Source organism: Variovorax sp. 350MFTsu5.1 (genome assembly GCF_048302515.1).
In the GTDB taxonomy this organism is placed as follows: Bacteria; Pseudomonadota; Gammaproteobacteria; order Burkholderiales; family Burkholderiaceae_C; genus Variovorax; species Variovorax guangxiensis.
In genome coordinates, this window is record NZ_CP157620.1 from 4,361,182 (window position 1) to 4,385,071 (window position 23,890).

Below are 23,890 nucleotides of genomic sequence, written 5' to 3' on the forward strand. Positions count from 1 at the left end.
TTCCCGACTCGCCTCGCTGCGCCGCCTGCTTGACCACCCTGCCCCAACAAGCTTCTCCGTCGCGCAACGCGCTGCTCGCCTGCGGCGTGGTCGGTGCGACATTGCTGGCTCTCATCGCACTGGGCCATGACGGCCGCCGCATCGCGCAGCTCGCCGTGCTCGCATTGCCGATGGTGCTGTGGCTCGCGTGGCCTTTGCGCAGCGCGCGCATGCGGCGCGTTCGCACGCTGCTGGTGTGGCTCTGGGCGATGGGCTTCGCGCTCGACGGCGCAGTGCGCGCCTATCTGCTCGACACCTACCAGGCCGCGCCAGACGGCGCGATGGTGCTGGGCGCCGCGGCCAACACCAATACACGCGAAGGCACCGAATACCTGTGGATGCACTGGCGCTCCGCCGCCGTGTGGGGCGCGGTGCTGGTCGTGGCGGGTGTGCTCGTGGGCATGTTCGCGCGGCGCGGCGCCGTCGCGAGCACGACTGTCTCAGCCCGGCCCTCGCGATGGATGGTGGCGCTGATCGCGCTGCTGCTTCTGGTCTCGTGCGTGGCCTACGCCAGCAAGCCCTGGCGCAGGCTGCATCCGGCGATCTTCTGGACGCAGTGGTTCGACTCCCTCCACGCGCTGCGCTCCGCCTGGGCCGACCAGCAGAAACAGCGCGACCGCCTGATGGCGCAGGCCAAGGCCATCGCGCCCGTCATCACGCAGTCCGGCCCCTCCACCGTCGTACTGGTCATCACCGACAGCATCAACCGCGACAACATGGCCCTCTACGGCTACGGCCGCCCGACCACGCCGCGCCTGCTCGCGCACAAGGCGCAGACCGGCGACCAGATGGCGGTGCTGAAGAACGCGTGGTCGGTGGACGCCAGCACCCTGCCAGCGCTGCGCAACATGTTCCACTTCGGCCTGCCCGACGCGGAGAACCCGCCCCACGTGCTGGCACTCGCGCGCGCCGCCGGCTACAAGGTCTGGTGGATCAGCAACCACGACGACCTCGCCATCGAGCAGCAGCACGCACGCCTTGCCGACGTCGTCGATATGGTCAACCGCACCCCGGGCCGCGCGAGCGCCTCGCTCGACGGCGAGATCCTCGACTGCGTGCAGGAAGCCCTGGCCGACACCAGCACCGACCGCAAGCTCATCGTCGTCCACCTGATGGGCGCGCATCCGCACTACAGCTTGCGCTTTCCCGAGAACGCCAATCCTTTTGACGACAACGTCGACGCGGTGGAGAACGGTTTGGTCAAGGATGGGCGCTCGGCCTGGGTGCGGCGCTTCCGGCAGGAGTACGACGCTGCGCTGCTGTACCACGACTTCGTGGTGTCGGAGTTGCTGCAGCAGACGCGCGCGCCGGGCAAGCCGGGCGAGTACCGCGCGTGGATGTATTTGTCGGACCACGGGCAGGAGGTGGGCCACGTGAGCGACCGCGCGGGGCACAGCCCGTCGACTGCTTCGGGCTATCGGATTCCGGCTGTGGTGTGGCGCAACGCGCAGCCGCTTTCGCAGGCAGCGGCGTTGCAGCCCTTTCGCGCGGACTGGACTGGCTGGACGCTGATGGACCTGCTCAACATTCGGTGGAGCGGGCAGCAGTCCGAGCGGGATGTGCTGGCGGATTCCTATCGCTGGCAGGTGCCGGAGATTCCGGTGAAGGTCGAGTCGTTCTCGCGGTAGTTCTCAGGATACGGATTCAAGCAGAACTGGCACGCACAATGCGCGGACCGAGCTTGTTGAGCACTTCCCGAGTCAGGAACGTCCTGTCATCGAGTGACGCCGGAAGTTCCCGAAGCATCTGCGCGCGCAGGATCGTGAGCTTGGACACCCGCTTTTCGTTGTAGTCCCGCTGCGCTTGCCCGGGTGGGGTGATGTAGATTGGGACAGGGATGTATGTCGTTCCAGCGACCTTTTGAAGGGTTGCCGCATTGGCGCTGTTTTCGCGATTTGCCACAAGCCTGCCGAGAGGTTGCCCGGGGAACGAGTCGGACCACGAAAAGACTTCGGTGCCGTCAAGAATGGAGCGGTCCACCTCTCCTTGGACGATCCTGAAAGCTGGTGCGCCGAGTTCCTTCGCAAGCTCCGCCGCGCGATAGAACGCGAACGCCTTGGCCGTCCGTGAGGCAGTTGCCGGAGACCCATAGAAATCAATCCGGTAGACGTCTCCCTCGATATGCATGGTGCTGTATCCATACGTGCCATCCCCTGGAGGGGCGGCGCGGTACGGCGTCGGGGGCAGGCTGTTGCAACCCGAAAGAAGGACGCTTCCGGCAACAGTTGCAGCGAGCAGGGGTCTGGCTGAAGAAATCATCGACGTATCAGAAACTTGCGTTGAGATTGAAGCCCAGCGTGACCTTCGCGGTGCGATAACCCTCCGGCTTGCTGATCGGCGCGCCGATGAAGAAGTCGTAGCTCAGCTTGCTCCACTGACCACGCACGCCGACGACGGCGCCGGCAAGACTGCGGCCGAGCAGATCGACCGTCGAGCGGCCACCCACATGGCCATAGTCGGCACCAACGTACAGCTCCGCTCCGCTCTGCCCCACGGCCCATCCGATATCGTTGCGGATGAGCCAGCCGCGCTCGCCCATCAGGCTCGTCTCTCCATCGAAGCCGCGCACCGTGTAGCGCCCGCCGATGGCGAAGCGGTCCTGCGGCGTCAGCGGCGTGCGATTCCACTGGGCGCGGATCAGGCCGGAGTAGCGCATCTTCTGCTCGCCGAGCTTGAACGGTGCGTTGAGGCTGATGTCGGCCGTGTAGAGCCTCAGGCGCGAAGTGCCGTCCAGCGGAGCCTCGAGGTCAATACGGTTGCGATGGGCAATCTCTTCTGGCGCCTGTCTTGCGCCGAATGCACCCGTGCCGCGCCTGTAGGCCAGCGTGCCTTCAAGCGTCGCCTCGCCGATGTACTCCTTGTGATTGAAGCTGAGCTCCCAGCCGCCGACCACGCGATGCTGTACCTTGACCTCGGTATCGTCCACGAAGTTGCGCGACTCGCGGCGCCAGCCCTTGATCGCCACCGTTGTCTTGCGGCTCTGGTCGCGGTAGACGAGACGCGAGAGCTTGAGCTCGGCGTTGTTGCTCTTGCCGGCGTAGACGACGGCGCCGTTGAAACCGGCCACACTCTGGTGATACTGGCTGTTGGAGGCTGTGAGGCCAAGCAGCCAGTAGCCGTATGGCAGCGAGTAGTGAACGGTCTGGCCTTCGGTGCCCTTGGCTGGATCGCCGAAGACGTGGTTGTTGATGTTGTGGTTGGCGCTGACGTAGAACAGGTCGTTCAGGCCGAAGGGGCTGTCCAGGGACAGCGTGGCGCCGGCCTGGTAGCGGCCGGTGGCTTCGGTGCCGCTGTCGTCCAGGCTGAGGGTGATGCGCCACTTCTTGGATTGGACGTACTTGACGACGAGGTCGCTGTCGCCGGGCTTGGCGTTGGGGGCGGTTGAGGGTTCGATCTGGATGTCGGCCTCGGCGGTGGGGGCGCGCTTCAGGTTCTCAAGGCCTTGCTCGATGTCGCGCAGGTTCAGCAGATCACCTGGGCGTGTAGGGATGGCCGTGGCCAGCAAGGCGGAACTGCCGAGCAGCGTGGATGAAGAATCGGCAGTCTTGCGAATGGCTGCGATGCGACCAGGCACCAACGAGATGGTCAGCGTGCCGGTCGACAGATCTTGCGGCGCGGCAAGAACACGGGCGGTGACGAAGCCGCGGGCAATAACAGCTTGCTGTGCACGTGCCAGAACTACGTTGACGCCAGTAGTACCAAGGCAGCGGCCGATGGGCGAGTCGTTGCCTTCGGGGCCAGACAGATCAGCAAGGGTCCACTGGAAGGATTCGGACTGCTCGCCGACCAGCAGTACGTGATCGATGCGAAAGCACGGCGACGCGGATTCAGGGATGCGCTGGACCGGTGCTGGTGGAGCGGCTTGCGGACGCTGGTCGACGGTGCGTTCGTTTTGTTCGCGCAAGGCGCGCTCACGCTCTTGCTGGCGCTGCTGTTCGATGAAAGGCAGCGGTGCACTTGGCACCTGCGCCTGAACCAGCAGGGGACTACCCATCAACACGCTGGCCAGTATGGCGCGCGGGTTTGCTCTCACAATCTCTCTCCCTCAATATCTTTCTTGTCTGCATCCATTCATTTCTCGTGCTGAGGTTCTGCAGCTTCAGCAACAAGCGTGAGCAGCGTAGTGAGCGCGGTCAGAACCGGCCAGTGTCCTTGGGGTTGTGCACGATTTGGATCAGCACGTCGGGTGTGTAGGACTTTGTGCGCGAAATCTCTGCGATCTCTCCGCCTGCCGCGCCCGCAAAGACCAGCACGCCCTGCCCTTTGTAGGCGAGGTAGTGTCGCCAGCGATCCGTTCCGTCGTACGTGGGAATCCATGCCTTGCCAGTGTTGTTGACCGCCTCAGCGTTCGGCTTGCCCATGATCTTGAGGGCCTCGGCGTAAGTCATCCCGGGACGCAGTTGCGCGATGGCAGTACCCGATACAGGTTGGCCAACGACCGTGCGCTCTTCATCCTCCTCTGCGGCTACCAATGCACGGCGGCTAGGCTCGTACAAGGGCGCAGTTTTGCAGGCTGCCAGCACCGCACCGACCAGCAGGACGACCCAGATTTTCTGATATGTCATTCTCGACCCTCTAAATCTTCGAAAAAATGCATCTCATATCGAAATCCTCAAATACCATTTCACGCCAGTTAACATCTGGCTTACGAGAAAATTATTTCGACGGGTGCGACTGCAACAAACGCCTCAACTCGGAAATATCGAGCACCCCGGGACGCTTGTAAATGCACGTACTATCCTTAATTTCGGGGCGCTGTAGGCTTGCGCACGCCCCAAATCGCCCAGGGGCCAACTGCAGTTGACTTGTCACTTTTTCCGGTTGAGTTGGGATTTTTTCCTGTATCAGTGCCACCAACTTCAAGAGATCCCCGTCGCTTCCGGCTGCGGTCGAGTAAATTGAAATGTGCGCCTGTCCAGAATCTACCAAATCCCAGGAAATTCCTTGGGAATCGTTTTTTTTCTGCCAATGCATACGCTGCGTATCTCGCGTGCTCTCATTCTTGCCAGCCTTCATTTCAAGTACGGCAGCCACCATGCTTATTTCTTGAAATAAGGCGCTTATCAGGTCAGGGGATTCCGTCACGTCATACGAGATAGAAATTGGCACGTCGCGCACGACAAAAAGAGACAGCAGATAGATTGCTATGCAGATGAATGTCGCAACCGCGGCGAGCGCGGTGATGCGATAGATTTTCAAAAGCCTCATTGTCAGTCAGTTATTAAAATCAATTGGGCCAGGGTGAAGTTGCTGCTGAACGTTTGCTCGATTTGACACACCAATCGTGCTGAACAAGAATGTTCCAGCTGTCGCGTTTATTTGTGAAACCATTTTTGATGGAACTTCACCCCAGTTTTTGTTTACACCTGCACCGACGGTAATGATTTTTACATTTCCTTTTGCGTCCACATCAAGGTATCTCATGATGTACCCATCATCAAATGCATGCCCATCATTTGTCCCGTTAATAATGACAGTACCACTGGACAACAACCATTGAGAGATTTTATTCCCTCCCGTGAGAACCAAATTCTCCTGCATATTCCCTGGGGTAGAGCAGATTTGTTGGCCGGGTGCGGAGTTGCACGCCAACTCTTTCTTTGCAGCCTCCATGCAGCCGGCTTCTGATGTATTGCACAGAATCGGGCTGGTTATTGGTCCATAGGCATGGTATCCAGGGGCAGATTTATCCCACTGAATGGACAGGCATTTAGTTGCCAGGCAATTATTGATTACTTCGTTGAAGGCCGCAGTTGAACCAGGGAGTCCTCCTCCGACTGAAGCGCCAAGGGAAGCGCTGGCAACTGTGATGGCTGCCGCTCGAACAGCGGGAGGTAAGTCGGTTTCATTGATTGCGGCCGCGATGTACGGAACGGAAAGAGAATTTATTGCTGCGCCAACGGCCCCTCCAGCACCTCCGGTCAGCCCTCCGATCACGGCGTGCAATGCGGCACGGTAAACCCCGCCTTCATCCCATTTGGCAGCCTCTTCGATCAAGGCTTGGCGCGCGGCAGGATCATCGGTCCGAGCGGCCTCGCTTAGCAGTTCTGCGTTTTGGTCATTCGCATAGGCTCCTCCGAACCTGGCTGCCTGCGAGCCAAACTGCGCGGTAATTTGGATCTGCGCATTAATGTCCCGCATCGCATCACTTGGATTCGTTTGCTGCAGGGCATTGGTGCTGTCTACACCTGTGCGCACTGCAGCATTGCCTTCAATCCCTGAGATTCCACTTTGCGTCGTGCTTGTTCGATTGACATCTTTGCTACCAACGCCTGCGCTGCCTGAACTCGAGCCCGAAGTACTCGTGCTGAAGCCGACGCTGTACCCGCTGCCTCGAAAGGTGTCGAGGTTGATCAGGTCGGTCATCGTCAGGCCCCCGGTCGAGAAACTGTTCTTCCCTCCATTTACAGCAGCATCCGTGCTGCTGATTACCCCGCCTATCAGGCTGGTATTGCCTCCTACCTTTACACCGAAGCCATCGTCCCCCGCCAGAAATCCGCTTTGCTGTGTCGCGCTGGCGAAGCTGCCATCACCGCGGATATTGTGTGCAGTCACGCTAACGCCGCTATCGCCATAGCAATACCAGGCACAGATGGTGGCGTTGAAGCCAGCGCCACTGTTCTGGCTGTGATAGGTGCTCGTGTCTTGCAGCGTTTCAATCCGCAAATTCCCTCCCACGTCGGCCTCTACATGTTTACCCGAGACCGTTGCGCCTCGCAGGGTCATATCGCCACCGCTGACGATATTGACTCGATCTCCTGCATTGACGGTGGTGTTTGTCCACGCCCCATCCGTGCCGTTGTCGCGGCCACTTTGGCTCCCAGCGGCTACCTCGATGGTGAAGCCATTGCTCGCTCCAAAGCTGTAGCCCACACCAATGCTCGCGTTGCTACTGCGACTGGACGAACTCTGCGTACTGCTGTTCGCCGCAGCCTCAAGCGCGACATTGTTGTCCGCCGCAAGGCTCGCATTCTTGCCGGCGCTAATCTCGCTGCCACGAACAAGGATGTTGGAGTCGTGCCCACCACCCGTCGCTGTGATAAACAGGTTGCCTCCCGCCAGTACACGAGAGCCAGCGGATGTGCTGCTGCTTTGGGTGCTGGTGGTTTCGCTCGAACTCCTGCCCAGGGTCAGCGTCGCGCCCGCACTCACAGCTCCGGACCCAGCACCCATCGCCGCAGCTTGAGAGATATCCCTGTATGCCGAGTAGCCGCTGAGTGCCATGCTTGCCGCACCTAGCGCCTTCATCCGATCATCTTTGGTGTCCCTCATCGCTTGGGAGGTGTCTTCCAAGTTCCGCAGGGTGTCGATCAGCGGCGACTTGAAGCCCAGCGTGATGCCGCTCTGTGAATAGCTCTGCGTGCTTTCGTTGCGTGAGGTTTCACGCGCTTCCACGATTTGCACGTCACGTGCACTGATGCTGACGTCCCCGCGTGCGGCAATCACATCGCTGCCCACCTGCCGATACTGATTTCCGGCGCCAATCACAACATTGCCGGCCAGGGCGCCAACCGTACTTCCGGCAGCGGTCGTTTCGACTGACTTTCGCGTGCTGCGTATGTCCTGTCGCCCCCAAGTCCAACCTGAGCCACCATCGAACAGACCACTCCTCGACTCTTGCCGAGAGTACTGGCTGTCCCGAGTCTGCGTCGCCGCCTCGATCGTGATGTTGTTACCGGCCCAGAGCTCCGTGCCCTTGTCGCTCACGACGTTTGAGCCGCGAATGCGGATGTCATTGCCGGCATCCAGGGTAACGGTCTTCCCGCCGAGGCTGCTGCCAATGACACCCGTCGAGTTGAAGCTGCCTTGGTCGGTCCGTTTCTCTCCACTTCTCGAAACGCGCAGCCCCTCGTTCAATGCGCTTGTCGACTGTCCCGCATCGATGTTGATGTCGCGCTTCGCCGCAATGCCAAGCTCGCCGTCGGTGCTGTTGATCGTGCCTGCTCGCACATTCACATCCCGCTTGGCCGTCAGGCTGATGTCGCCGCTCGCCTCAATGCGCGTTCCGACTTCCTGCGTGCTGGCTTCGGCGCGGTAGTTGCCCGCACTGCGGATTGTTGCGTCCTGCCGGCCGGTCGTGACCGTGCCGAGGTTGATGTCGCGGCCTGCACCGATCTCGGTAGTGCCTTCCTTGCCGCTGTTGGAAATCAGTGCGCCGATTAGGTTGACATCGCGGCCAGCCGAAGCCACCAGCGTGCCCTTCGGATCGCTCACATAGAGACCTGCCACCCGGTCGATGATGGTCGCGCCACGCAGACTCGCAGCCCCGGGCGCAATGTCCATCGCCAGCCCGCTGCTGCTGGTCGTGGTGCGCACGTTGATGTCTCGGCCTGCTTCAATCTTGAGCTTGCTTGCCGCGTCAATCGTGCCCCCGATATTGTTCAGGTCGGTCCTGGCATTGAGGTCGACGCTGCCACCCGAGATTCGGCCGTTCAGGTTCTGGATGTTCTCCGCCGTGATCTTGACCGTGCTGCGCCCGGCGACGGCGCCGCTGTTGACGAGGTCGCCATCCAGCTTGATGTTGACCTCCTTGCCGGCCAACAGGGCGCCGGAGCCGTCGATGTCGCCGTTCTTCACGCGCACGTAGACCTGCGGCACCAGCACGCGCTGGGTGCTGCCATCCGGCAGGGTCACTGTCTGCTCCACCAGCCAGACGATGTCGCTGGTGAGCTGGGCCATCTGCGCATCCGTGAGGGCGATCCCGGGGCGCAGCCCGTACTGGCGAGCAAAGGTAGCGCCAGCGTCCATGAGCGCGGCGTACTGCTTCTCGTCGCTGTCGTAGCCGTCCAGGTAGCGGTAACCCGTCAACTGCGCCACTTGCTCGCGGACCAGGCGCTGTTCGTAGTAGCCGTCACCCATGCGCTTGAGGGTGTTGTTCGGGTCCAGTCCGAGGTTGTTCAGCAGGTAATCGCTGCTGAGCCAGTTGCGGTAGTTCGCGAAGCGCGGATCAGTCTCGACGAGGTATCGGCTCGACGTGCCTGAGAGAGTCCGGAACAGGCTGGCCGTAGGCAGCGCCAGGCCCGGCATCGTGGTGCGCACGACCTGGGACGTGCCAGAGCTGGCCGCCAGCTTGACTTCGATGATGGGCGGAACGATAGGCCCAGTCGAGCCGGCTGCCGGTCCATTGCCATTGACGCCGCTGGCGCTGGCGCTGGCGACACCCTGGTTGGTGTGGCCGGGAGCCAGGGTGCCCGTAGGTGTGCCGCTGCCGACCACCGTGACATTGCCTTCCTGCCGTGCGGCGGCGAGCGTGACCGTGATGGGAACGGAGGTGTTGTAGGGAGTGGGCATCGGCATATCGCCGCTGCCGTTGTTGTAGTACTGCCAGCCTGTCCGGTTCTGTGATCCGGCGACTTCGAAATTCTTGTTTGCAATCGTCCCGCCCGTCACATTCAATGCGCCCCCGGCCAAGATCTGGCTCATGTCATTGGTGCCGCTACCGACGGTGATGTCCATCTTGCCGCCAGCAATGATGCGAGCAGGCGCCGATGTCTGCAGAACCGGGATGGTGCTCGAATCCGAGTACGTCCAGGAGTAGTACGCACGGGCGTAGTTCTGATAGACGTCATTGATGAAGGCAGCCGTCGCCGTATCGAGTCGCTTGTGGGCCTCCAGGTAGGCCTCTCGCTGGGCCTCGTCCGGGGTGTCGGTGGCCGGAGGTGTGACACCGAATGTGGCCCAGATCGGATCGGTGCGCGCATACCAGACACCGGGTTCCGTGAAGGTTTCGGTGAAATCTGTCCCCACTGGTCGGGTGCCGGTGAGGTCACTGCTGTTGCGCGGCGGATTCGTGTAATAAGCGCTGAATCTGGAAAGCGGATAGCTTGCAGAGGGGACCAGTATTCCCGAGAACTGGCTGATATTGGGCCCGCCCGCCTGACTGACGAAGCTGGGCCAGAGCACACCCATCAGGTGCTCGAAATCGACAGATGGCCCTTGCACGGTCACGAAGACCAGTTGATCGGCGGTATAGCGCGTTGCACTGCCGGGAAGGGCGTACTCGGTGTGCGAATCGCTCGCCTTGCCGCTTTGCATCGTCCAGGTCACACCGCCATTGGTGTTGTTCAGGACGGAAGTCTTGATGTCGATGTTGCGGGTTGCCTCGATGGTCGCGGCATAGTTGCTCACGGCGCCGGCCGAGCCACTGGCCTTGCCGTCCACGAGCGCGCCACCGATGGCGAGATCACCATCGCTGAAAATGAGCGCGCCATCCCGATTGTTGAGATTGGTGACACCCAAATCCAGCCGCTGGCGCGCGGCAATGGTGCCTGCGGAGGCCACACCCCCCACCATCTCGGCATCGTTGTTTAGCGTGACGACGCCTATCGAGATTTGGTCGCCGTAGATGCGACCGGTGCCGAGGTTGTCCAGTGTGGAAGCATTGATGCGGGTGGTCTTGCCATCGATCACGCCCCGGTTGGTGACCGTGCCCGAGGCGTTCAGCGTGGTCGTCGTGCCTTGGATGTCGCCGGTAGCGGTGTTGTTGATGTCCTTGGCCGTGAGGGTCAAGTCGTTGCCGGCGGCCAATCTGCCGCTGTTCGTGATGTCGCCGGTCGTCGAGAGCGTGAGGTTGTTGTTGGCAACGGTCTCGCTGCCGGCTGCGAAGGTGATGTCTTGATTGACGGCGAGATTCATGTCGCCAAGGGACAGCAGTTTGCCGTCCCAGGTGACTGCACCAGCGTCAAGGACAACTTTCTTGCCGGCGACCAGAGTGCCACCGGTGTTGACCACCGATAGGGTCCTGGGAGAGCCAGGATCCTTCATCGTGAGCGTATCGCCAGCAGAAACCAGGCCCTGAGAGTTGTCGATCTTTGTCGTGCTGGTCAGTGTGGCGTTGTCATCGGCACGGATCGCGCCGGATTTGTTGGCGACCGATGCTGCAGTGATGCTGACGTTCTTGCCCTCGATGCCCTGGTCCGTACCTTGGGTGTCCTTGTTGATGACATTTGCGGCATTGAGGGTGGTTGTCGCCGCCGAGCGGATCAAGCCGCCGGTATTGGTGATCTCACCGGCATCGATGGTCAAGTCACTCACAGCCAGCGTCTTGCCGCCGCTGTTGTCGTAGCTCGCACCGTTGGTGTTGATCGCGACAGTGGCTTGACCGAGCACCTCGCCATCGTTCGTGTTGGTAAATGCTTGGGTGTTGGCGGTCAGCGCATTTTTTGCACCGATGAAACCGGCCGCGTTGTTAACCTCGCCCGTCTTCAGGTCGAGCGTATCGGCGCTGGTGATGCCGCCCTGCTTTGTGGTGTATCCGGCTGCGTTGGTGTTGGTAAGGCTCTGACCATTCGTATTGATGGTCATCGCACCGCCCGACTGGATCAGGCCCGCATCGTTGACCAGCGCGCCTGAACTCAGCGCCACGGTGGAGGCAGCTGTCAGCGTGCCGCGCGTATTGTCGAGTTGGCCGCTGCCTACTGCGACGGAGAGGCTGTTGCCGCTAACCTTGCCATCAGTGTTGTCGAGACCACCATTGATGAGCCCCACGGCGCCAGCAGCCAGAATGCGACCCGCCTTGTTGGTCGTAGTGCCGCTGGTCGTGACGTGCAGGTCGTTGGTCACCGACGCCACGGTGCCTGCCGAGTTGTCCAGGCTCGCAGCGTTGATGGTCGTGGCACCGTCAGCAGCGAGCGTACCTTCGATGTTGGACACTGCTCCCTTTGCCGTCACGCTCAGGGTGCCCGGTGTGATGACCTTTGCCTGGTTGGCGGTCACATTGCCATTGGCTGCCGTAATCGCGATGCTGGCCGCATTGGTCTCGCTGTTGGAGAGGTCAACACTCCCTCCTTGGAGGGTGGTGTTGCCCGCCGCGAGGTTTTTCCCGTTGGCAGCCAGCACGCCGGAAGCACTGACGCGCAGATCACCGACGCCGCCGAGGCTGCCGTCGTTCTGCACACCTGCACCGAATACGCCATTGGTGCCCGATGCCACGCTACCGGCGTTGATCGTTACATTGCGTCCGGCGGTGATGCCGCCGTTGTTGGCCAACGTACCGGAAACGGTGAGCGTTGTGTCATTGGTGCCGCGGATGGAACCGCTGTTGCTCAGCGAGCCGGCCTGTACCGATACATCCGTGCCCGCACCGATGCTCCCCGCGGTATTGGCCAGTTGGTTGGCGACGGTCAATTGCGTGTTCGAGTTGGCCGACTGGATGCTGCCTTTGGAGTTATCCAGGGACGCCGCCGAGAGCGCAACGTTGTTGTTGGCAACGAAGGTGCCCGACGTGTTGTTGACCGCTCCGGCGATGCCTGCAGTCAACGCGCCCGCAACCGAGATGGTGCCGCGTGTGTTGTCAGCATTGCCACCTACCGTTAAGTTGGCATCGGATGCACTCGTGAGCGCGCCGTCGACGTTGAGCAGATCGCCGGTAGTCGTGATGCTCAAATTACCCGCATTGAGCTTGCCGCCAGTGTTGTCGAACGAACCGACGTTCGCGCCGAAGCTCTGGCTGACATTCAGCGTACCGCCCGCATTGCTGAAGCTCGGCCCTGCGACGGCCATCGTCGCCACATTGAGCGAGCCGCCTGCATTGTTGATCTGCGGCGTGTTGAGCGTGATGGGACCACCCGCGTAAATCTTGCCGCCGTCGTTGGAGATGGTGCCACCGGCGGTGATGAGGCCTGGTACGGGAGGTGTGTAGGTCGCCGGTGTGGAGCTACCGCCGGTGCTGGTGCCGCTTGCGTCCGTTGTCGATGGTGTGGCCGTGCCTCCACCGCCGCTCGGCGTCGAGGTCCCTGGAGTTGCAGTTCCCCCACTGCTTGCACCGGCATTCACTGGCTCAGCGCCGATTACCCCGCCATTGGTATTGCTCAGAACCGGCGAAGCGATCGTCAGGCCCGCCGAACTGCCCTGGCGGATCGTGCCTCCACGGTTGGAGATGTCACCAGGCGTGGTCAGTTCAACGCGCTGCCCTTCCAGCGTGCCGATGTTCTCCAGACGCCCCGCTGCGGTAACGACAAGCCCACCGGCGCCAGCGCCGATGCTGCCCGCGTTGCGCACGCCCAAGCCAGCTTCGCTCCCGATCAGGACGATCTTGTTGGCGTACATGCCGCCCAAGGCAGCGACGTCGAGCGCAAAGGTCGGCGCAGTGCCGGTACCTGTCGTGGGCGTGATCTGGCTATGGTCGGCGCTGATCTGATTCGCACCGGTCACCACCTTGAGCTCGCTGGCCCAGATGCTCGCGTTGGCCTGCACAGCACGCGCAAGAATGGCCGCGTAGTCGGTCTTGCTGGCATCGAGGCCCGCGCCGTCGATGGTGACGGTTCCGCCACGAACAAGGAAACTGTCGAGACCGCCGACGGCGTTGAACTGCGGCGTGCCGGTGGTGAGCGTGGCGCGGCTGGCATTGATGAAGCCACCGCCGTCGACGCTGATGCCCGCCGGGTTCGCGATGATCACTTCCGCGCGCTGGCCGCCCACTTCGATGTAGCCCCGAAGCTGGCTGGGCGTTCCACCGTTGACCTCGTTGAGGATTATGCGCGCCGGGCCCGTGGCCAGATTGGGATTGCCCTGAACGAAACCACCCAGTTGGGTCTGCACGTTCACCCGGCTGTTGTTAAGGATGGCGCCGTTCGAACCGACGCTGAACTGGTTGTAGACGTTGCGCGAGACACCCGCGGCGGAAGGGGTTTGGATGTTGACCAGCGGCACGCCGTTCGGCGCCATCAGCACGGTCGGGCGAAAATTGCCGGGAACGTTCGGGGCACCGACGATCTGCGCCTGTGCCGACATCGCCATCAGCGCGCCCGCAACGGCTGCGGAAACGGTCGTCGCCGTTGCCTTACTGGCGCCCTTGCCAGTGCTGGCGGCCGTTTCCTGGACCACCACGCGCATCCCTCTGGCCGCGTTGAAGACCACGCGGTGCAAGTGCCGATTCATCGCTCTTACGCTCCCTCACAGTTGTCATGTCGCAGCTTCATTTGTGACCAAATGAAAACTGAGGAGCGCGATTATGGGAGCGCGGCGCTTGCTTACAAGGTATTAATTCACGCTTTTAAACGCCTGAAAACATTCAATTCCGGCAAGTTAATTCTTATTGTTTACTTTTGATCTTGCTGATTTAGTTGCGTCAACAATTGTCAAAAGTCTGCGCTGAGCGTAGCGGGCGTCATCTCCCTCGAAAGAGAGATGACGCTTTCGCATTTCAATGCGCCGGAACCAGAAAATCCTGGCTGATCCGCACCCCCAGCTCATTCACCCGATCGAGGAATTGCGTGAGATACGCATGCAGCCCCGTAGCCAGGATTTCGTCGACGCGCGCATATTGCAGATCAGCCAGGAGCTTCCCGGCACGGCGCTGCGTTTCTGCGCTCTGCTCGTTCTGAACCTTCGCAAGGTTGTTGACCACCTCGACCAGGCTCGCATGCAGCGAGCGCGGCATGTCGGCCCGGAGAATGAGCAGTTCGGCCACGCGCTCGGGCTTGATCACGTCGCGGTACACCTTGCGGTAGACCTCGAAGGCCGAGACGCTGCGCAGGATCGCGCTCCAGTGATAGAAGTCGTATTCCTGGTCTTCCTCGGTGGCAGCGCCAAAGAACTCGCTGTTGAGCGCGTGGAACTTCACGTCGACCAGGCGCGCGGTGTTGTCGGCGCGTTCCAGGAAGGTGCCCAGGCGCGAGAAGTAGAAGGCCTCGTCCTGCAGCATGGTGCCCAGGGTGACGCCGCGCGACAGGTGCGAGCGGAACTTGACCCATTCGAAGAACTGGCCGGGGTCGCGCTCGAAGTCGCCCGAGCGCAGCATGCGGTTGACTTCGAGCCAGGTGGTGTTCTGCGTTTCCCAGGCTTCAGTGGTGAGGGCGCCGCGCACCGCGCGTGCGTTCTCGCGGGCGGCCTTGAGGCAGGAGACGATCGACGAGGCATTGCTCTCGTCCTTGACCATGAACTCCATCACCTCCTTGGGCGCGATCTGGTCGTACTTCTGGTTGTACCAGGGCAGCAGCTCGCTGATGGAGAGCACGCCCTGCCAGCCGTACTTGGCGACTTCGGCGGACTGCGGCAGGAGCGAGGTCTGGTAGTTGACGTCCAGCATGCGCGCCGTGTTCTCGGCGCGCTCGGTGTAGCGGGACATCCAATAGAGGTGGTCTGCGGTGCGGGACAGCATCGTTCGTGCTCCTACTGCGATTGGCTTTGCGACTGTGCGGGAGCCTTGGACTTGGGCACACGGTCGGCTTCGAGAATCCAGGTGTCCTTGGTGCCGCCGCCCTGCGACGAATTCACCACCAGCGAGCCTTCCTTGAGCGCCACGCGCGTGAGGCCGCCGGGCACCATCTGCACCTCGCTGCCCGAGAGCACGAAGGGGCGCAGGTCGATGTGGCGCGGCGCGATGCCGGCGTCGACGAAGGTGGGCGAGGTCGACAGGCTCAGCGTGGGCTGGGCGATGTAGCCGTCGGGCTTGGCGATCACGGCCTTCTTGAAGTCCTCGATCTCGGCCTGCGTGGCGGCTGGGCCGATCAGCATGCCGTACCCGCCGGCGCCGTGCACTTCCTTGACGACCAGGTCCTTCATGTTGTCGAGCGTGTACTGCAGCTCGTCCTTGTTGCGGCACATGTAGGTGGGCACGTTCTTCAGAATCGGCTTCTCGCCGAGATAGAACTCAACCATCTTCGGCACGTAGGGGTAGATCGACTTGTCGTCGGCCACGCCGGTGCCCACCGCATTGCAGATGACGACGTTGCCTTCGCGGTAGGCGCGCATCAGGCCCGAGCAGCCCAGCGTCGAGGTCGGACGGAACACCTCGGGGTCGAGGAAGTCGTCGTCCACGCGGCGGTAGATGACGTCGACGCGCCTCGGCCCGCGCGTGGTGCGCATGTAGACGAAGTTGTCCTTGACGAACAGGTCCTGCCCCTCGACCAACTCCACGCCCATCTGCTGCGCGAGGAAGGCGTGCTCGAAGTAGGCGCTGTTGTACATGCCCGGCGTGAGCACCACCACCGTGGGCTCGGCCGTGGCCGGAGGGGCGCTGGCGCGCAGCGTTTCGAGCAGCAGGTCGGGGTAGTGCGCGACCGGCGCGATGCGGTTCTGGTTGAAGAGCTCGGGGAAGAGCCGCATCATCATCTTGCGGTTCTCGAGCATGTAGCTCACGCCGCTGGGCACGCGCAGGTTGTCTTCGAGCACGTAGTACTCGCCGTTGCCGGCGGCATCGGGGGCCCGCACGATGTCGATGCCCGAGATGTTCGAATAGACGTTGTGCGGCACGTTCACGCCCATCATCTCGGGGCGGAACTGGGCGTTGTTCAGGATCTGCTCGGCCGGGATGATGCCGGCCTTGATGATTTCCTGGTCGTGATAGACGTCATGCAGGAAGCGGTTGAGCGCCGTCACGCGCTGCACCAGCCCTTTTTCCATGCTGTCCCACTCGTGGGCGGGAATGATGCGAGGCAGCAGGTCGAACGGTATGAGCCGCTCGGTGCCGGAGCCGTCCTCGTCCTTTGCGCCGTACACCGCGAAGGTGATGCCGACCCGGCGGAAGATCATTTCCGCCTCTTCGCGTCGCGAACGCATCACCTCACCGGGTTGCTTCGCGAGCCATTGGTCGTAGCGCTTGTAATGCTGTCGGATCGCAGCTCCAGCATAGGGAAGCTGCTCGTACATCTCGTCAAATTTGTGCATGGAACGACCAATCTCCTTGAGTTAGTAGCTTAGCAAGTTCAGGGCCAGTAGAACCCCTGATGCCAAGGCCGGAGACGGGTCGGATGATCTTTCCGCGCTCAGGTCGGGGGGCCCTCCCCGGTCGTTTCCGGCTTCTTGCGGGGCGAGAGAAATTCCTTGATGCGCTCCCCGCTCTCGTCGCTGTAGAGGCTGGCCAGAAAGGACTCGCGCTCGGCCTCCAGCTGCTCGCGGCGACTGCGTCCGCGCGCCGCATAAACCAGCTGCTTGATGCGCGCCTGCACTTCGAACGGTCCGCGCGCGAGTTGCTGCGCCCAGGCGAGCGCGGCGGCGCCGGCTTCGCCGTGCGGCACCACCTTGTTGACCACGCCAAGCTCATGCAGCCGCTTCGCGGTGCAGGGCGTGCCGTCGAGCAGCATTTCGAGTGCGGCCTGCGGCGGCAGCGAACGGGCCAGCGAATCGGTGCCGCCGCCGTCGGGCGAGAGGCCGACGTTGATGTACGACATCGCGAACTTCGCGTCTTCGGCGGCCACGATCAGGTCGCAGGCCAGGCAAAGCGAGAAGCCGCCGCCCATCGCGGCGCCCTCGACCGCGGCGATGACGGGCTGCGGTGCCTCTTCGATCGCCATGAGCCATTCGTGCAGCGCGTCGATGTGGCCTTGCTGCTCGGCGGGCGGCAGCTTGCGCTGCCGGGCGAGGCGCCGCAGGTCGCCGCCGCCGCTGAAGTGATCGCCCTCCCCGCGCAGCACGATGGCGCGCACCGTGCGAAATCCGGCGGTGGTGCGTATCGCCTTGGCGGCCGTCCGGTAGACCGAGGGATTGATCGCGTTGCGCGCCTCGGGATTGCTCAGCGTCAGGACGAGCACCGGACCCTCGCGATGCATCTTGAGACGCGCGCCGGAGCCGCCGGCGAGGCTCGCGCTGGTGATGGCCGGAACGCCGGTCGTCATGAGGCGCGCCCGGAAGACGGGCCCCAACGAGAGATCCGACGGTTGTGCTTGTCCATGTTGCCCCCTTGTTCTGAGTTGTAGCGAAACGATACAACGCATGGAACGCGATCGGGGACGCCTTTACAAGAGGTCTTTCAGGCTACTTTTGACAATTAGTTCACGATTTCAGGGCTCCGGACGGCCAACCTCCTCCGGCTCCCGGTGCTGCCAGTAACGCGCCCGGCGCTCGCGCTCGCAGCCCACCTCGGCAGGCCTCGCGCTGCTCCAATGCGCGGCGCCGCAGTGGGTGTTCTCGATCAGCCGCACATCTCGTTCACGGTACCGCGCCACCACCTCCCGCGCCGGATGGCCGAAGCGGTTGCGATACCCCGCCTGGACGAACGCGATGCGCGGCTGCACTGCATCGAGGAACGCCGCGCCCGACGAAGTCTTGCTCCCGTGATGCGGCGCCAGCAGCACGTCCGCACGCAACAGCTGCGGCGTGCGAATGAGCAGCGCCGTCTCCTGCAGCCGCTCGATGTCGCCCGCCAGCAGCGCCGACGCGCGTCCGTTGTCGATGCGCAGCACACACGACACTGCATTGGGCTTGCCGAAGCTGCGGTAGTCGCTCTCGAAGGGATGCAGCACATCGAAGCGCACGCCGTCCCAGCTCCACGACTGCCCCGCCTCGCAGCGCTTCGCCATGCGCATCGCCTGCAGCGGGTGCGTGGCCTCGATGGAACTCAGCAGCGCGGAGCCGGGCTGCATCGCGAGCACCGCGGGCGCGCCGCCGATATGGTCGGCATCGCGATGGCTCACCACCAGCGTGTCGAGCCGCTCGCCGTACGCGCGCAGCAGCGGCACCAGCACGCGGTGGCCCGCGTCGCTTTCGAGGCTGTAGCGCGGGCCGGCGTCGTAGAGCAGGCTGTGCGTGGCGGTGCGCACGAGCACCGCGTTGCCCTGGCCGATGTCGGCGGCGAGCAGTTCGAACTCGCCCACCGCGGGCCGCGGTGCCTGCCACAGCAGCACCGGCAGGAGCAGGGGTACGCCGAGGCCCCGCAGCGACCATGGCAGCCGCATTGCCAGCAGCACGCCGCCGCCCACGCCGCAGGCGGCCATCCACAGCGGAGGCGCCGCCATCGACAGCGTGGCATGCGGCAGGCCGGCCAGCCATTGCAGCAGGAGCGCCAGCGCATGCACGGCCCAGGCGGCCACGTCCCACAAGGGGGGCAGCGCCACGCCGAGCATCGCCAGCGGCGTGATCACGAGCGTGACCCACGGAATCGCCACCGCGTTGGCGAGCAGCCCGATCAGCGACACCTGCTGGAACAGGAGCAAGCTCAGCGGCGTGATCGCCAGCGTGATGGTCCACTGCTCGCGGAAGAAGCGCAGCAGGCGAGCAGCCGCGCCGGCCTGCTGCTCGCCCGGCATTCCGGCGTCCGTCGCGAAGAGCACGCCCACCGCCACGAAGCTCAGCCAGAAGCCCGCCTGCATCAGCGCCCAAGGATCGAGCGCGACCACGACGGCCGCGGCCAGCAGCCACACGTTCGGCCAGGGCCAACGCCGCCCGGTCAGGCGCAGCAGCGCGACCGTCGCCAGCATCCAGACCGTGCGCTGCGACGGCACGCCCCAGCCGCTGAAGAGCGCATAGAGCGCGGCCAGCAGCACGCCGCCGACCAGCGCCGCCTGCTGGGCGGGCAGGCGCAGCATCAGCCGGGCGCTGCGGCGCCAGAGCAGGCCGACCACGTGCGCGGCGAGCCAGGCAAACATCGTGACGTGCAGGCCCGAGATCGACATCAGGTGCGCCACGCCCGTGGCACGGAACACGTCCCAGCCCGCGCGGTCGATGGCGTTCTGGTCGCCGGTGACCAGGGCCGCGATCACGCCCGCGCGGGCGCGGTCGGGCACGCGCTCGAAGATGGCGTCGCGCACCGCTTCACGGGCACGCTCGATGGGATGCAGCCAGGTGGGGCCGAGCAGCACGGGCGCCGCGTCGCGCGCGCCGGCTCGTACATGGCCGCTGGCGTGCAGGCCCTGCTCCCACATCCGGAGTTCGCTGTCGAAGCCGTGCGGGTTGCGGTTGCCATGCGGCGCTTTCAGGCGCACCGTCAGGCTCCAGCGTTCGCCGGCATGCGGGGAAGCGGCAACGATGCTGGCTGGCGAGGTACGCCCCCAGAGGCTGGAGCCGTCCGCATACCAGCCGAGAGCGATGCGATCGGGTACGGCCGGCCGGCCCCGCGTGTCGGCGTCGGTCCATTGCGCGGATTCGACATCCAGGACGAAGCGCGTGCCGGCCTCGTTGCGCTGGGGCATCTCCGACACGACGCCCGTGACGCGCAGGTCGCGGCCTTCGAGCGACGGGTCGAGTGCGCCCTTCGCATAGGCCACCGCACGCCATCCGGCGAGCCCCGCGCCGGCCATCGCTCCACATGCCAGGGCGACCAACAGCAACGCCCTCCCCGGCACTCGGCGCCACCACATTGCGGCCGTGCCTATACATAGCAAACCGGCATAGACCCATGCCGGCCACAGCATCGGCTGCTGCAGCTGCAAGGCCGCTCCCAGCAGCGAACCACCCAGCGCCGCGAACCCGCCAACGCCGCCCACAGCCTGGCCTGACGCGCGAAACCGCGTCATCGGACAACTCCCGAATCCATGATGCAAACCCTCCCCGAATCACGCTCAGTGGCGCGTTAATTGCTTTGGCATCTCGGCTAGTATGCGTCTCACCAGAGACATCTTCTCCCGATGCAATCTGCCAGCACTGCACACAAAAACGCATGTCCATTCACGCCGCTCTCCACCACGTCACCCACTACAAGTACGACCGGCTGGTGCAGCTGGGCCCCCAGGTCGTGCGCTTGCGGCCCGCGCCGCATTGCCGCAGCAACGTCATCTCGTATTCGCTGCGGGTCGAGCCGGCCGAGCACTTCGTCAACTGGATGCAGGACCCGTTCGCCAACTACCAGGCGCGGCTCGTGTTTCCCGAGAAGACGCGCGAATTCAAGGTCACGGTCGACCTCGTGGTCGAGATGGCGGTCTACAACCCCTTCGACTTCTTCCTGGAGCCGCAGGCCGAGAACTTCCCCTTCAAGTACAAGCCCTCGCAGGCCGAGGAACTCGCCCCCTATCTCGTGGCCGAGCCGGTCACGCCGCTGCTGCAGGCCTACCTCGACAAGATCGACCGCAAGGAACAGCGCACCATCGACTTCCTGGTCGGCCTGAACCAGCAGGTCCAGAAGGACGTCAACTACCTCATCCGCATGGAGCCCGGCGTGCAGACGCCGGAAGAAACGCTCGCCAACGGCAGCGGCTCCTGCCGCGACTCGGGCTGGCTGCTGGTGCAGCTGCTGCGCCACTGCGGGCTGGCGGCGCGCTTCGTCTCGGGCTACCTGATCCAGCTCACGCCCGACGTGAAGGCGCTCGACGGCCCCAGCGGCACCACGGTCGACTTCACCGACCTGCACGCCTGGTGCGAGGTGTTCCTGCCCGGCGCGGGCTGGATCGGCCTCGACGCCACCTCGGGCCTGCTGGCGGGCGAAGGCCACATTCCGCTGGCCTGCACGCCCACGCCTTCGAGCGCCGCGCCGATCGAGGGCGGCGTGGACGAATCGGAGGTCGAGTTCGGCCACGACATGAAGGTCACGCGCATCTACGAATCGCCGCGCGTCACCAAGCCCTACACCGAAGACCAGTGGGCCGACGTGCTGGCCCTGGGCGATGCCGTCGACGCGCGCCTGAAGGCCGGTGACGTGCGCCTGACCATGGGCGGCGAGCCCACCTACGTGGCCACCACCGACCGCGACGCGCCCGAATGGAACACCGACGCGCTCGGCCCGACCAAGCGCGGCTACGCCACCGAGCTCGTGCACAAGCTGCGCGCCGAATACGGCAAGGGCGGCTTCCTGCACTTCGGCCAGGGCAAGTGGTACCCGGGCGAACAGCTGCCGCGCTGGGCGCTGTCGATCTTCTGGCGCGCCGACGGCCAGCCGCTGTGGCACGACCCCGACCTCTTCGCCGACGAGCGCTTTCCCACGCACTACACCAGCGAGGACGCGCGCCGCTTCACCAACCTGCTGGCGCAGAAGCTGGGCCTGACCGAGCGTTACATCCAGCCGGGCTACGAGGACATCTACTACTACCTCTGGCGTGAACGCCGCCTGCCGGTGAACGTCGACCCCTTCGACTCCAGGCTCGACGACGAGCTTGAGCGCATGCGCCTGCGCCGCGTGTTCACCCAGAAGCTCGATGCGGTGATCGGCTACATGCTGCCGCTGGAGCCCGGCAACGCGAACCGCGACGCCCCTTCGCTCGAAGGCCCCGCCTGGAAGACCGGCCCCTGGTTCCTGCGCGACGACCGGCTCTACCTCATTCCGGGCGACTCGCCCATGGGCTACCGCCTGCCGCTCGACTCGCAGCCCTGGGCCAGCAAGGGCGACTACCCGTACATGATCGAGCGCGACCCGAACGCGCCGCGCGGCGCGCTGCCGAGCGGGGCCGACTACCGGGCACGCTACGCCGTGGGCACCGGTGACACCGGCGGACCGGGAGCCGACCTCGGCGCCGTGCCCTACGCCTTCGGCACGCCGCCCGTCGTGCCCTCTGCGCTGCGCATGCAGACGCCGGGCGCCGCGAGCGACGGCGACGGGCATGGCGAGGACGACAACGACGCCGCCAGCTCCGCAGATCCCAGCGTGACCCGCCAGCCCCTGCGCGGCGAATCCGCCCACTGGATCACCCGCACCGCGCTGTGCGTCGAAGTGCGCGACCCGCGCCGCGCCAACGGCCCCGCCGCCGAGAAGAAGGGCAGCGCCTCGGGCGTGCTCTACGTCTTCATGCCGCCGCTGGCCCGCCTGGAGGACTACCTCGACCTCGTCGCGGCCGTGGAAGCCACCGCGCGCGACCTGGGCGTGCGCATCGTGATGGAAGGCTATCCGCCGCCGCGCGATCCGCGCCTGAAGCTGCTGCAGGTCACGCCCGACCCGGGCGTGATCGAGGTCAACATCCATCCGGCCCACAACTGGAAGGAACTGGTCGACCACACCGAGTTCCTCTACAACGCCGCCTTCGAAACCCGCCTGTCGGCCGAGAAGTTCATGACCGATGGCCGCCACACCGGCACCGGCGGCGGCAACCACTTCGTGATGGGCGGCGCCACGCCGGCCGACAGCCCCTTCCTGCGCCGGCCCGAGCTGCTCGCAAGCCTGCTGCTGTACTGGCACAACCACCCGTCGCTGAGCTACCTGTTCTCGGGCATGTTCATCGGCCCGACGAGCCAGGCGCCGCGCGTGGACGAGGCGCGCAACGACCAGGTCTACGAGCTCGAGATCGCGCTGAAGGAAATCGCCAAGAACCGCGAGATCTACGGCCAGAACATGCCGGCTTGGCTGGTCGACCGCACGCTGCGCAACATCCTGATCGACGTCACGGGCAACACGCACCGCAGCGAGTTCTGCATCGACAAGCTCTACTCGCCCGACTCCAGCACCGGCCGCCTCGGCCTCTTGGAACTGCGCGCCTTCGAGATGCCGCCGCACGCACGCATGAGCATCGCGCAGCAGCTGCTGATCCGCGCGCTGGTGGCCCGCTTCTGGGATGAACCCTACAAGGCGCCCGTCACCCGCTGGGGCACCGAACTGCACGACCGCTTCCTGCTGCCGACTTTCGTGAAGATGGACTTCGACGACGTCATCAGCGAGATGCGCCAGGCCGGCTTCGCCTTCGACCCCGACTGGTTCGCGCCGCACTTCGAGTTCCGCTTCCCGCTGGTGGGCCAGATGCAGGCGATGGGCGTGGAGCTCTCGCTGCGCAATGCGCTCGAGCCCTGGCACGTGATGGGCGAGGAAGGCGCGATCGGCGGCACGGTGCGCTATGTGGATTCGTCGCTGGAGCGCATCGAGGTGCGCGTGACCGGCCTGAACGAAAGCCGCCACGTCGTCACCGTCAACGGCAAGGTGCTGCCGCTGCAGCCCACCGGCGTGGCCGGCGAGTTCGTGGCGGGCGTGCGCTACAAGGCCTGGAACCCGCCTTCGTCGCTGCACCCGAGCATCAAGGCCCACGCGCCTCTGACCTTCGACCTCGTCGACACCTGGATGAAGCGCTCGCTGGGCGGCTGCCAGTACTTCGTGGCCCACCCGGGCGGGCGCAACTACGAGACCTTCCCGGTCAATGCCTACGAGGCCGAAAGCCGCCGCCATTCGCGCTTCACCCGCACCGGCCACACCCCCGGCCTGCTGCGCACGCCGCCGGCCACCATCGAGCTGCCGGGCAGCCGCGAATTCCCGTTCACGCTCGATCTGCGGCGTTGACCGGGATAT

General features: G+C 64.1%; 11 protein-coding genes. 2 read left to right on the plus strand and 9 right to left on the minus strand.

Annotated elements, in window-relative coordinates:
* The first annotated feature begins 29 nt into the window (after window positions 1-29).
* A complete protein-coding gene (locus ABL843_RS19870) occupies window positions 30-1,667 on the plus strand; it encodes a phosphoethanolamine transferase (protein ID WP_418117009.1) in 1,638 nt (545 codons plus the stop codon).
* A gap of 16 nt (window positions 1,668-1,683) precedes the next feature.
* Here ABL843_RS19870 and ABL843_RS19875 read toward each other — a convergent pair whose 3' ends face one another.
* The 9 genes from ABL843_RS19875 to ABL843_RS19915 all read right to left on the minus strand — a co-directional run bounded on the left by ABL843_RS19875 (window position 1,684) and on the right by ABL843_RS19915 (window position 20,210).
* Complete coding sequence (locus ABL843_RS19875) at window positions 1,684-2,298, minus strand: CC0125/CC1285 family lipoprotein (RefSeq protein WP_418117010.1); 615 nt, start codon at window positions 2,296-2,298, stop codon at window positions 1,684-1,686.
* Window positions 2,299-2,305: 7 nt separating this feature from the next.
* Window positions 2,306-4,033 carry a ShlB/FhaC/HecB family hemolysin secretion/activation protein gene (locus ABL843_RS19880; RefSeq protein ID WP_418120494.1) on the minus strand — a complete coding sequence of 576 codons (1,728 nt, stop codon included), beginning with the start codon at window positions 4,031-4,033 and terminating at the stop codon, window positions 2,306-2,308.
* A 139-nt stretch (window positions 4,034-4,172) separates the two neighbouring features.
* Window positions 4,173-4,604, minus strand: a complete 432-nt coding sequence (locus ABL843_RS19885; protein ID WP_418117011.1) for a hypothetical protein — start codon at window positions 4,602-4,604, stop codon at window positions 4,173-4,175.
* A 91-nt stretch (window positions 4,605-4,695) separates the two neighbouring features.
* Window positions 4,696-5,238, minus strand: a complete 543-nt coding sequence (locus tag ABL843_RS19890) for a hypothetical protein (protein ID WP_418117012.1) — start codon at window positions 5,236-5,238, stop codon at window positions 4,696-4,698.
* A gap of 15 nt (window positions 5,239-5,253) precedes the next feature.
* Window positions 5,254-13,917, minus strand: a complete 8,664-nt coding sequence (locus ABL843_RS19895) for a hemagglutinin repeat-containing protein (protein WP_418117013.1) — start codon at window positions 13,915-13,917, stop codon at window positions 5,254-5,256.
* A gap of 265 nt (window positions 13,918-14,182) precedes the next feature.
* Window positions 14,183-15,139, minus strand: a complete 957-nt coding sequence (locus tag ABL843_RS19900; RefSeq protein ID WP_019656032.1) for an alpha-E domain-containing protein — start codon at window positions 15,137-15,139, stop codon at window positions 14,183-14,185.
* Between the two features lie 11 nt (window positions 15,140-15,150).
* Window positions 15,151-16,647 (minus strand): circularly permuted type 2 ATP-grasp protein, encoded by a 1,497-nt coding sequence (locus ABL843_RS19905; RefSeq protein ID WP_418117014.1) that lies wholly within the window; start codon window positions 16,645-16,647, stop codon window positions 15,151-15,153.
* A 98-nt stretch (window positions 16,648-16,745) separates the two neighbouring features.
* The gene (locus ABL843_RS19910; RefSeq protein ID WP_184641269.1) at window positions 16,746-17,594 is read right to left on the minus strand and encodes an oxepin-CoA hydrolase, alternative type; all 849 of its coding nucleotides are present in this window, start codon (window positions 17,592-17,594) and stop codon (window positions 16,746-16,748) included.
* Between the two features lie 165 nt (window positions 17,595-17,759).
* The gene (locus tag ABL843_RS19915) at window positions 17,760-20,210 is read right to left on the minus strand and encodes a DNA internalization-related competence protein ComEC/Rec2 (protein ID WP_418117015.1); all 2,451 of its coding nucleotides are present in this window, start codon (window positions 20,208-20,210) and stop codon (window positions 17,760-17,762) included.
* Window positions 20,211-20,353: 143 nt separating this feature from the next.
* On the opposite strand from ABL843_RS19915, the gene ABL843_RS19920 reads away from it, so the two are divergent.
* Window positions 20,354-23,881 (plus strand): DUF2126 domain-containing protein, encoded by a 3,528-nt coding sequence (locus ABL843_RS19920; RefSeq protein WP_369661655.1) that lies wholly within the window; start codon window positions 20,354-20,356, stop codon window positions 23,879-23,881.
* The last annotated feature ends 9 nt before the right edge of the window (window positions 23,882-23,890 follow it).